General features: G+C 66.9%; 11 protein-coding genes. 2 read left to right on the forward strand and 9 right to left on the reverse strand.

The window, feature by feature from the left end:
* The first annotated feature begins 86 nt into the window (after nucleotides 1–86).
* Entirely contained in the window at nucleotides 87–905 is an 819-nt protein-coding gene (locus PVW46_RS13155; RefSeq protein ID WP_069211502.1) for a class I SAM-dependent methyltransferase, read from the forward strand.
* A 62-nt stretch (nucleotides 906–967) separates the two neighbouring features.
* On the opposite strand, the gene PVW46_RS13160 is transcribed toward PVW46_RS13155, so the two are convergent.
* From PVW46_RS13160 to PVW46_RS13180, 5 genes are all read right to left on the reverse strand, one after another.
* The gene (locus tag PVW46_RS13160; RefSeq protein WP_043139707.1) at nucleotides 968–2,134 is read right to left on the reverse strand and encodes a peptidoglycan DD-metalloendopeptidase family protein; all 1,167 of its coding nucleotides are present in this window, start codon (nucleotides 2,132–2,134) and stop codon (nucleotides 968–970) included.
* Nucleotides 2,135–2,211: 77 nt separating this feature from the next.
* A complete protein-coding gene (locus tag PVW46_RS13165) occupies nucleotides 2,212–2,853 on the reverse strand; it encodes a protein-L-isoaspartate(D-aspartate) O-methyltransferase (RefSeq protein ID WP_043139704.1) in 642 nt (213 codons plus the stop codon).
* Nucleotides 2,850–3,635: a 5'/3'-nucleotidase SurE gene (gene surE, locus PVW46_RS13170; protein ID WP_069211501.1), complete on the reverse strand. Its 786-nt coding sequence runs from the start codon at nucleotides 3,633–3,635 to the stop codon at nucleotides 2,850–2,852. The genes PVW46_RS13165 and surE overlap by 4 nt, the downstream gene beginning before the upstream one ends.
* 117 nt (nucleotides 3,636–3,752) lie before the next feature.
* Nucleotides 3,753–4,415, reverse strand: a complete 663-nt coding sequence (locus PVW46_RS13175; protein WP_043139699.1) for an SDR family NAD(P)-dependent oxidoreductase — start codon at nucleotides 4,413–4,415, stop codon at nucleotides 3,753–3,755.
* 51 nt (nucleotides 4,416–4,466) lie between these two features.
* On the reverse strand, nucleotides 4,467–5,030 hold the full coding sequence (locus tag PVW46_RS13180) for a DUF2199 domain-containing protein (RefSeq protein ID WP_069211500.1): 564 nt from the start codon (nucleotides 5,028–5,030) through the stop codon (nucleotides 4,467–4,469).
* Between the two features lie 98 nt (nucleotides 5,031–5,128).
* Here PVW46_RS13180 and PVW46_RS13185 point away from each other — a divergent pair, with 98 nt between their 5' ends.
* A complete protein-coding gene (locus PVW46_RS13185) occupies nucleotides 5,129–5,440 on the forward strand; it encodes a hypothetical protein (RefSeq protein ID WP_069211499.1) in 312 nt (103 codons plus the stop codon).
* Between the two features lie 2 nt (nucleotides 5,441–5,442).
* Here the strand turns inward: PVW46_RS13185 and PVW46_RS13190 are convergent, their stop codons facing one another.
* The 4 genes from PVW46_RS13190 to radA all read right to left on the reverse strand — a co-directional run bounded on the left by PVW46_RS13190 (nucleotide 5,443) and on the right by radA (nucleotide 9,688).
* Nucleotides 5,443–5,709, reverse strand: a complete 267-nt coding sequence (locus tag PVW46_RS13190) for a hypothetical protein (protein WP_069211498.1) — start codon at nucleotides 5,707–5,709, stop codon at nucleotides 5,443–5,445.
* Between the two features lie 146 nt (nucleotides 5,710–5,855).
* The gene (gene purF, locus PVW46_RS13195) at nucleotides 5,856–7,355 is read right to left on the reverse strand and encodes an amidophosphoribosyltransferase (RefSeq protein WP_209037479.1); all 1,500 of its coding nucleotides are present in this window, start codon (nucleotides 7,353–7,355) and stop codon (nucleotides 5,856–5,858) included.
* Nucleotides 7,356–7,687: 332 nt separating this feature from the next.
* Nucleotides 7,688–8,245, reverse strand: coding sequence for a CvpA family protein (locus PVW46_RS13200; protein WP_069211497.1), 558 nt, complete (start codon nucleotides 8,243–8,245; stop codon nucleotides 7,688–7,690).
* Nucleotides 8,246–8,320: 75 nt separating this feature from the next.
* Nucleotides 8,321–9,688 carry a DNA repair protein RadA gene (radA, locus tag PVW46_RS13205; RefSeq protein WP_043139690.1) on the reverse strand — a complete coding sequence of 456 codons (1,368 nt, stop codon included), beginning with the start codon at nucleotides 9,686–9,688 and terminating at the stop codon, nucleotides 8,321–8,323.
* Between the last annotated feature and the right edge of the window lie 111 nt (nucleotides 9,689–9,799).

Here is a 9,799-nt window from a genome sequence, read left to right on the forward strand (position 1 = left end):
CCCGTTGCTACAGATCTTGAACTATACCGCATGGGCCTCCGTGCGTCACCTTCAGGGAACAAGCCAACAGCCTTGGAGGACGGACCATGACCACATCCACTGCTGCGGCCGGACAAGTTTCGACATCGGCCGCCGAAATCTACGACGCCTTCTTTGTCCCGGCCCTGTTTGGCGCCTGGGCCGGGCCGCTCTGTGACGCTGCGGGAATCGAGGCGGGCAACCGCGTGCTGGATGTCGCCTGCGGCACCGGAGCGACAACCCGAGAGGCGGCGCGCCGGGCCGGCGACCGGGGGCAGGTCACCGGGCTTGACCGCAACGACGGCATGATTGCCGTGGCCCGCCGGAACGAGGCCGGCATTACCTGGGTCGAAGGCCCTGCCGAGGACCTGCCCTTTGCGCCGGAAAGTCTTGACGTGGTGTTGTGCCAATTCGGCCTGATGTTCCTTGACGACCGGGCGGTGGCGATCGGTGAAATGCGGCGGGTGCTGCGTCCCGGCGGCAGAATTGCCCTGTCGGTCTGGGACCGTGTCGCCAACTCGCCGGGCTATGCCGCCATGATCGCGCTCATCGACGAGATGTTCGGCGCCGATGCCGCCGGGGCGCTGCGCGCGCCCTTTGTGCTTGGCGACATGGCGGTGGTCAGGGAGGTGCTCGAGGCCGGCGGGCTGGGCGGGGCGCATGTCACCACCTTGACAGGCACAGCGCGGTTTGCCTCGATCCGCGACTGGGTGCGCACGGATGTCAGGGGATGGACCTTGTCGGAGTTCATCGATGATGCGGGGTTCGAGGCCCTGGTGACAGCGGCAGAACAGCGCCTGGCGCGATTTGTCGGCGGTGACGGCAGCGTGGCGTTTCCGGCGCCCGCGCATATCGCGGTCTGGACCAAAGGACCGCAGTCCGCCTGAGTCCGGGGGCAAACGGACCGGCCCCGTCCCAAGGCGACGGGGCCAACACTATGTTTGCAGGGTCAGCGCAGGTAGGACATCGGGTCCGCGCTGTCGAGACCCTGGCGCACTTCGAAGTGCAGGAAGCCGACCTCGCCCGGGGCGACGCGCGCGATCTGCTGTCCACGGCTGACGGAATCGCCCACGTTCACGCTGATGTCCGCGACGTTCAGGTAGACCGTGTTCACGTTGTCCGGGTGACGGACGATGATGAAGCTGGAGCCGTTGGTCTTTTTCGACACGCTGATGACCGATCCGGCGGCGGCGGCCGAAACCGGCGTGCCGGGCGAGGCGCTGATGTCGATGCCAGGGTTCGAGCCGGGATTGTATTCGCGGATGATCGAGCCGGAGACCGGCATGGTCATGCTGCCCTTGGCCTTGGCCTTGTTCTGGCCGATGTCGGCGACGGGTTCTTCGGGCTTGGGCGTCGGGTCGGCGGTGCCGCGCGGTTTCGGTGTCTCTGCGGGCAGCGGCGCCGCAGCCGAGGGCGGCACCGGCGTTGGAGACCCCGATCCCGGGGGCGTGGTCGCGGGGGCGCTGCTGCGCGGCTCCGTCGGCTTGGCGACGGGGATCAGCAGGTACTGGCCTTCGCGGATCGCGAAATCCCGGTCCAGCCCGTTCCATTCGGACAGGGCGCGCGGCGACACGTTGTAGAGCCGGGCGATGGTAAAGGCGGTTTCGCCACGCGCGACCTTGTGCCGGACGGGTTCGACGCCGGTTTGCGGGTCGGCCGAGCGGCGCGAGGTGTCCGGGGCGCCGTCGATCGCGTTGGAGGCCAGGGTGGTCACGTCCACGCTGGACGGCGGACGGATCGGGCCGGTGGTGGTGGCGCCGGTCGCGGGCGAGGGTTCCGCCACGCGGCGGGGCAGGGCGATGATCTCGCCCCGGCGCAACGGATCGTTCGGACGGATGCCGTTGTACCGGCCCAGCTCATCGGCCGGCAGTCCGATGCGGGCGGCCACGTCGGCCAGCGTATCGCCCCGCTGGGCCACGGCGACCTGGTAGCTGGGGTAGGAAATGATGCCGCGATTGTCCGGTTCCGGCCGGGCGGTGGTCGCCTTGAGCGCGGCATCGGTGGTGTCGACGCCACCGCCGATCCCGCCGCGCAGGTCGAAATCGAGCCCGTCGGAACAGGCGGAAAGCAGGGCAACAAGGGCAAGAGCCGTCATGGGGCGGGAGGCAGATGTCATCTCGATATCCTCACATGCACCCCTTGTCTCCGGGGCGTCACAGGTTGGCGGCGCCTGTCCGACACCACACCGGGCGGTCAGTCCTTGCCAAGCCCTTCGACCAGGGGAACGAAACGCACCGGACGCATCTCGTGATACTCGTACCCACTGTCCGTCCGCGTCACGCGGATCAGGCTTTGCACGGCGTCGGACTGGCCCACCGGCACGACCATGATACCGCCAATCTTCAGTTGCGCCAATAGGGGGCCGGGCGGGTCTTCGGCGGCTGCGGTCACAATAATGCGGTCAAAAGGCGCCTGGTCGGGCAATCCGAAAGAGCCATCGGCGGTGAAAGCGGTGATGTTGGTCAGTTCCAGCGCCTCGAAGACCTGGCGCGCGGCGTGGACCAGCCGCCGGTGCCGGTCGACCGTGTAGACCCGCCGTGCCAGCTGCGACAGGATCGCCGCCTGATAGCCGGATCCGGTGCCCACCTCCAGCACCTTGTCGCGCGGCCCGATCTTCAGCGCCTGGGTCATCAGGCCCACGACGGAGGGCTGAGAGATGGTCTGACCGCAGGCAATGGGCAGGGGCATGTCGTCATAGGCGCGGTCGGTGAAATAGCCCTGGATGAAACGCCCGCGGTCGATGCTTTCCATTGCGTTCAGCACGGCTTTGTCCGTCACGCCCTTGGAGCGCAGCGCAAAGAGGAATTGCATCTTGGCTTCGGCGTCGAAGCTCATGAAAAGGCGTCTTTCAGGCTGTTCAGCGCTGCGTGGTCGGTCAGGTCGGCCAGCATCGGCGTGACCGTGATCCAGCCCTTGAGGTTCATGTCCGCGTCGGTGCCGCTGTCGGTCGCGGCCCGCTGGTCGCCGCCGCGTACCCAGAGGAACCGCCGGCCGGACGGCGAATGCGTCGCCTCGACCGAAAAGCGGGTGTCGCGGCGCAGGCCCTGCGGCGCGACGGTGGTGCCCGCCACGTCAGCGGCCGGGACCGGCGGAAAGTTCACGTTGTAGAAACGGCGATAGCCGCCCGCGTGGGCGGGATCGGCGGCCAGGATGGCACGCACCGTGGCGGCGCCATGTTTTGCCGAGGCTTCGAAGGGATTGTCGGCCTGTGCATTGGCGGGGCCGTAATATTGCGACAGGGCAATGGCGGGCAGGCCCTGGAGTGCGGCCTCCATCGCGCCGCCCAGCGTGCCGGAATAAAGCGCGTTCTCGGCAGAGTTGTTGCCCCGGTTCACCCCCGACAGCACCAGGTCCGGCGCATTGTCCTTCAGCACGTCGTGCAACCCGGCCAGCACGCAGTCTGCCGGGCTGCCTTCTGCGGCGAAGGTACGTTCGTCCAGTTGGGCGATCATCGTCGGGTGGCTGTAGGATATGCAATGCGCCACGCCCGATTGTTCAAAGGCGGGGGCCACGGTCCAGACCTCGCCCGATGGCCCGGCCAGCTCGGCGGCGATGTCGGAAAGAACCTTGAGACCCGGCGCGTTGATGCCGTCGTCATTGGTGATGAGAATGCGCATGAAAGGCGTGCCCGTGCTGATTTGTTCTTCTCTAGGGGCTGGGGCGCCTGCGTTGCAACCCTATCATGGGCGCTGAGGTCCGGCACCTCGGGGGCGAGGTGCCGAAGCCACGGATTATCAGGCGAGCGCGGCCAGCAGGCGCGCGGCCTCCGCCTCTGGCGTGGCCAGGGCGTCGCGGTTTTCACCGGGATGGAACCGGGCGCGCACGGCGGTGGCCATCGGGCGCGGTTCCAGCACATGGACACGGGGGCCGGTGCGTTCTGATTCCGCCGCCCAGCTGCGGGCCAGGGCGATCTGCGCGGCCTTTGTGGTGCCATAGAGACCGTAGAATTTCTGTCCCTTCACCGGATCGTCGAAGAACAGCGCCTGGCCGGTCTCGCCCAGCAGGGGGGCCACGAAAGGCACCAGGTGGCCCATCGCGTCGGCATTGGTGGCCAGCGATTTCTGCCATTCCTTCGGGTCGATATGGACCGCCGGGGTCAGCGCACTGGCATGAACCGCCGTATGTGCCCAAAGCGCCAGCGTGCCCTCGCCCTCGGGCGTCTCGGGCGACCAGCGGTCATGGATCGAGCGGCAGAGGTGGGCCATCGCGTCGCGGTCGGTGACATCCATCGGCGCCAGGGTGGCCTGGCCGCCCTTTGCCTTGATGCGGTCGTCGAGCTCTTCGAGCCCGCCGACGGTGCGGGCCACGGCGATGATGTGAAAATCGGGCGCAAGCGCTTCTGCCAGGGCAAAGCCCAGGCCACGAGAGGCGCCGGTGATGAGGGCGAGCTTGGTCATGTCAGCGCATGTGCCGGGCTTTCGCGGGCGCGTCAAGCGCGGCGCGTTGCCTCAATCCGCGGCCAAGTGGGGGCGGATGTCGTCGCCGCAGGCAGCGTAGATCTCCAGCAGGTCGTCAAAGGAAATCCCCTGGGCCTGCGCCTCGGCCAGCGGGCCGTCTGTCGCCGTCACCTGCGGGCGCTGCGCCGGGTCGGGCAGGGTCAGGGTGACCGCGCTATCTGCCTCGTCCTCGAACAGGGGAAGGGCGTTGGCCAATAGCCCCTCGGCGGGGCCGAAGGGCTGGTCCGGGTTATCGACCGTGGCCAGATAGGCGCGAAACACCGGTTCGGGCACCTCGACCCAGGGACCGAAGGAGAACCCGTCATCGCTGCCACGCAGGGGCAGGGTCAGCACGGCGCGCAGGAAATAGCGCTCCCCGATGCGGCAGAACTCCGGCCCCAGCCGGTCGTCCCCGATTTCCAGGTCGTTCTCATCCGGGCGCGGCCGGTGCGGCCAGTCGTCCGGCGCGTCGAACCCGATGTCGTAGATGCCGGAAAACTGTCGCCCGCAGCAGGGGCAGACCCTGTCGGGGGCATTGAAACGGCGCCAGCGGCTGTCGAGGGCAAGAAGGGTCATGGCTCTGGTGTGCGGCGCTTTGCCGGGGTGGTCAAGAGGCTGGGCAGCCAGTCCGCCTTGCGGCATGCTGGCGGCATGGGAAAGACTGGAGAGTGACGATGCTGAAACGGAGTCTGATGGTCTGTGCCTTGCTGGCGCCGGGGACCCTGGCGGCGGATGAGATCTCGGGCGACTGGTGCGCGCCGGACGGGCAGATGCTGACCATCAAGGGCAGCCGGGTGGTCGCCCCCTCGGGGATCGAGACCGATGGCCAATACAGCCGCCATCGCTATCAGTTCGTCATGCCCGAGGGAGGGCACGACGCGGGCGTGACCGTCGTGATCCGGCAATTGTCGGAGGAAGAGGCGCTGGTCAGTTTCGGCGAGGGCGCGCCCGTCAGCTGGACGCGCTGTCGCGACGTGACCAGCTGACCCTATTGCGCGACCGGCTGGGTCAGCCAGCGGGTTTCGCCCTTTTGCAGCAGGGCGATGCGGCCGTCCTCGATTGCCACGATCGGGTCGCGGCCGATCTTGTCACCGGCTTTCAGCGTGACGACCTTGCCTCGCGAGGTCCGCACAAGGGCCTTGCGGGCCTCTCCGCCGCCGAAGGTGCCCAAGAGGATCAGCTTGTCGAGGTTGCCCGTCGCGGGCGTGGTGGCCGCCGCGATGACGGCCTGCGGTGTTGCGGTTTCCTGTGCCATGTCCTGGTTCCGTTTTGAACAGATCAGGGGCCATACTGCGGTGCAGCACCAGGGGGAAGAGCGGCACATTGGCATGTGCGGAGGCCTGCCGGAGCGGCCTCCGTCCTGGGCGCTTTTCCGCTATCGCGGGGTGCAGGCGAAGGCGGCTATTCCGCCGCCTTCATCTGAAAGCCCTTTTCGATCATGTCCGCCGGTTCCACCGGGTATTCCCCCGAGAAACAGGCGTCACAGTATTGCGGGCACTTGGTGTCGCGGCCTTCGGCCTCGCCCACGGCGCGGTAGAGACCGTCGAGCGAGATGAATTTCAGGCTGTCGACGCCCAGGTGGGCGCACATCTCGTCCTCGGACATGGTGGCGGCCAGCAGCTTTTCGCGTTGGGGTGTGTCCACGCCGTAGAAACAGGGCCAGGCGGTCGGCGGGCTGGCGATGCGGAAATGCACCTCGGCGGCGCCGGCGTCCAGGATCATTTCCTTGATCTTGCGGCTGGTGGTGCCGCGCACGACGGAATCGTCCACGAGGATCACCCGCTTGCCCTTGATCAGGGCGCGGTTGACGTTGAGTTTCAGCCGCACACCCATGTTGCGGATCTGCTCTGTCGGCTCGATGAAGGTGCGGCCCATGTACTGGTTGCGCACGATGCCCATGCCGTAGGGAATGCCGCTTTCATGGGCGAAACCGATGGCGGCGGGGGTGCCGCTGTCGGGCACCGGGCAGACCAGGTCCGCGTCAACCGGCGCCTCTCGGGCCAGTTCCACGCCGATCTGGCGGCGCGTCTCGTAGACCGACCGCCCGCCGATGATCGAATCGGGGCGCGAGAAATAGACATGTTCGAAGATGCAGAACCGCGGTTTCGCCGGGCGGAAGGGGCGCGACGATTCCACGCCCTTCTCGGCGGTGATCACCACCATTTCGCCCGGTTCGATCTCGCGTACGAATTCTGCGCCGATGATGTCCAGCGCGCAGGTTTCGGACGACAGGCACCAGCCGTCGCCCACCTTGCCCAGAACCAGCGGGCGCACACCCAGCGGGTCGCGTACGCCGATCAGCTTGGTCCGGGTCATGGCAACGACGCTGAAGGCGCCCTCGACCCGGCGCAGCGCGTCCTCCATCCGGGCCGGGATGTCCCGTTGCAGGGACCGCGCCATCAGGTGGATGATGCATTCGCTGTCCGAGGAGGACTGGAAGATCGAGCCACGCTCGATCAGCTCGCGCCGCAGGGCCTCGGCATTGGTGATGTTGCCGTTATGGGCAATCGCCGCACCGCCCATGCTGAATTCGCCGAAGAAGGGCTGCACGTCGCGGATCTGGGTCTGGCCCTTCGATCCGGCAGTGGAATAGCGGACGTGGCCAATGGCCAGCTGGCCGGGCAGCGTTTCCATCAACGAGGCGCGGGTGAAGTTGTCGCGCACGTAGCCGAAGCGCCGGGCCGAGTTGAACCCGTGGTCCGGATGGTGCGAGACGATGCCGCCCGCCTCCTGTCCCCGGTGCTGCAGGGCGTGCAGGCCGAGCGCGACGAAGTTGGCGGCGTCGGTCACACCGACCACGCCGAAGATACCGCATTCCTCTTTCAGCTTGTCGCCATCGTCCGGATCGCGGACGGCGTCGAAATCGAAAGGATGTGCCGGTGGGAAAATAGGGTCGGACAAGAGCAGCTCCGAATCCGCTTCGCATTTGCAGCATTACTTAGTCGCCAGCGCGCCGAATGTCACGAAACGATTACAAGAGGTTTCGCGTCCTCGGCCTTGGGCGGAGGCGCAGACCCGCTCAAAGGGCCGGTTGCACAACCTCTGCGTCTCTTTTGGCCTGGGGCTATTCTTTCGGTGGTTGCATGATCCCGCCCCGGGACCCTTTGCTGCCCCGTTTTGCATCCTGCAAACAGGATGGAGGCAGCCGAATGTCGGCACCACGCGCCTTTTTGCGGGCTCTGCCAACTACAGGCGAGCCGGGGAACAGATCGGGGGTGATTTCGGGGCTCAGGTCAGGGCGCTTCGCAGACGCTGACCAGTTGTTCGTACTGCGCGGTGATCCAGCCAAGCGCCTGCTCGGGGTTCTGTTCCTCGATCTGGTCGGTGAACTGGGCAAAGACCGCCGCCGACCGCGAGTCGTTGATCATCGGAATATCCTGCGAGGTGATCACCACTTCGTAAACGAAGAAGGCGATGGCAACCAGCAGGATGCCGCGCGCCACGCCGAAGAGAAAGCCAAGCGCCTGGTCCAGCCCGCCAAGCGCAGACCGCTTGATGAGCGAGGAAAACAGCGGCGTGAACAGCGACACGACCACAAGCGCCAGGGTAAAGATGGCGGCAAAGCTGGCGATCACCGCCAGTTCGCAGCTGTCGGCCAGGAATTCGCCGATGACCGGGATCTCCTTGACCAGCGGTTGCAGCTGATCGGCAAAGAGAAAGGCCACGATGGCGGCGGCGACCCAGCCAAGGATCGCCATCGTCTCGCGCACCAGGCCACGGGAATAGGCCAGCAACGCCGAAAGCAGGATGACGACGCCCACCACGCCGTCGACGATTGTAAAGCCTTCCATCTGCCGCGTCCGCCTCTTCTGCTCGGGCCCTCTGGCCCCTTTGTCGTGCCTGTTACCGTGGTTTCGCCCGGTCCGCTATCCCGCACCGAAGACATCGCCGACAAAAGCGGTCAGATCGGGCATCCGGGTCAGCGCCATGCCGCCGGACGCCGTGGCCTTTCCTCCCTCCGGCAGGATCGCCTTGGAGAAACCAAGTTTGCGCGCCTCTTTCAATCGGTTTTCGGACTGCCCGACGGGACGCAGGCTCCCTGATAGGCTGATTTCGCCGAAAACGACAGTATCCGGAGGCAGCGGGGCGTCCTCACGGGCGGAAAGTAGCGCAGCGGCCACAGCAAGATCGGCGGCCGGTTCGCCCACGCGCATTCCGCCCGCCACGTTCAGATAGACGTCCAGACCGGCAAAGGGGATTCCGCAGCGCGATTCGAGAACGGCCAGGATCATCGCCAGCCGCCCGCCGTCCCAGCCCACCACGGTCCGGCGCGGCTGGCTGTGCGGGCTGGGGGCGACAAGGGCCTGGAATTCGACCAGAACGGGCCGCGTGCCCTCGATCCCGGCAAAGACCACCGATCCCGGCGCCGGCTGGCCGCGTTCGGCGAGGAACAGGGCCGAGGGGTTGGGCACTTCCGACAGGCCGCCGCCGGTCATCTCGAAGACGCCGATCTCATCGGTGGGGCCAAAGCGGTTCTTGACGCTGCGCAGGATGCGGAACTGGTGCCCGCGCTCGCCCTCGAAGTAGATCACGCTGTCGACCATGTGCTCGACCACGCGGGGGCCCGCCAGCTGGCCCTCCTTGGTCACATGGCCGACCATCATGACGGCGCTGCCGGTGCGCTTGGCAAAGGTTGTCAGCTCATGCGCGGCGGCGCGCACCTGGCTGACCGATCCCGGCACGCTGTCGACGTTGTCGGCCCACATGGTCTGGATCGAATCGATGATCGCCAGGTCGGGGCGGCTTTCGTCCAGGGTCGTCAGGATGTCCCTCAGGTTGGTTTCCGTCGCCAGTTTTACCGGCGCCTTTTCAAGGCCCAGCCGGCGGGCGCGCAGCCGCACCTGTGCGCTGGCTTCCTCGCCCGAGATATAGACGACCTTCAGCCCGGCATTGGCAAAGGCCGCCGCCGCCTGCAACAGGAGTGTCGACTTGCCGATCCCCGGATCGCCCGCCATCAACACGGCGCTTGCGGGCACCAGCCCGCCGCCCAGGACACGGTCGAACTCGTCCAGGCCGCTGGCGGTGCGCGGCGGCGGATCTTCCTTGGTGGACAAGTCGCTCAGCACCACGGCGCGGCCACGCGACTTGCCCAGGCTCTTGCCAGAGGGGCCCTGGCTCAGCGGCTTTTCCTCGACGATGGTGTTCCACTCGCCACAGGTCTCGCAGCGGCCCGCCCACTTGGTGCCGACGGCGCCGCAGGACTGGCAGACGAAACGGGTCGAAGCTTTGGCCATGTGGTCTCCGCTGGCAGGTCACGGGGGGCTTATGCCGCATCCCGCCGCCGGGGCCAATGGGGCGGTGCGGCCTTGAGCCGCGCGTGTTTCTTTGGGCCGAAAATACCTCCG

Source organism: Mameliella sp. AT18 (assembly GCF_028807275.1).
Taxonomy (GTDB): domain Bacteria; phylum Pseudomonadota; class Alphaproteobacteria; order Rhodobacterales; family Rhodobacteraceae; genus Antarctobacter; species Antarctobacter albus.

Bases quoted from the DNA above. Each gene is read 5' to 3' on its own strand.
- PVW46_RS13155 (WP_069211502.1), top strand. From the start codon at position 87: ATGACCACATCCACTGCTGCGGCCGGACAAGTTTCGACATCGGCCGCC.
- PVW46_RS13160 (WP_043139707.1), bottom strand. From the start codon at position 2,134: ATGACATCTGCCTCCCGCCCCATGACGGCTCTTGCCCTTGTTGCCCTG.
- PVW46_RS13165 (WP_043139704.1), bottom strand. From the start codon at position 2,853: ATGAGCTTCGACGCCGAAGCCAAGATGCAATTCCTCTTTGCGCTGCGC.
- surE (WP_069211501.1), bottom strand. From the start codon at position 3,635: ATGCGCATTCTCATCACCAATGACGACGGCATCAACGCGCCGGGTCTC.
- PVW46_RS13175 (WP_043139699.1), bottom strand. From the start codon at position 4,415: ATGACCAAGCTCGCCCTCATCACCGGCGCCTCTCGTGGCCTGGGCTTT.
- PVW46_RS13180 (WP_069211500.1), bottom strand. From the start codon at position 5,030: ATGACCCTTCTTGCCCTCGACAGCCGCTGGCGCCGTTTCAATGCCCCC.
- PVW46_RS13185 (WP_069211499.1), top strand. From the start codon at position 5,129: ATGCTGAAACGGAGTCTGATGGTCTGTGCCTTGCTGGCGCCGGGGACC.
- PVW46_RS13190 (WP_069211498.1), bottom strand. From the start codon at position 5,709: ATGGCACAGGAAACCGCAACACCGCAGGCCGTCATCGCGGCGGCCACC.
- PVW46_RS13200 (WP_069211497.1), bottom strand. From the start codon at position 8,245: ATGGAAGGCTTTACAATCGTCGACGGCGTGGTGGGCGTCGTCATCCTG.
- radA (WP_043139690.1), bottom strand. From the start codon at position 9,688: ATGGCCAAAGCTTCGACCCGTTTCGTCTGCCAGTCCTGCGGCGCCGTC.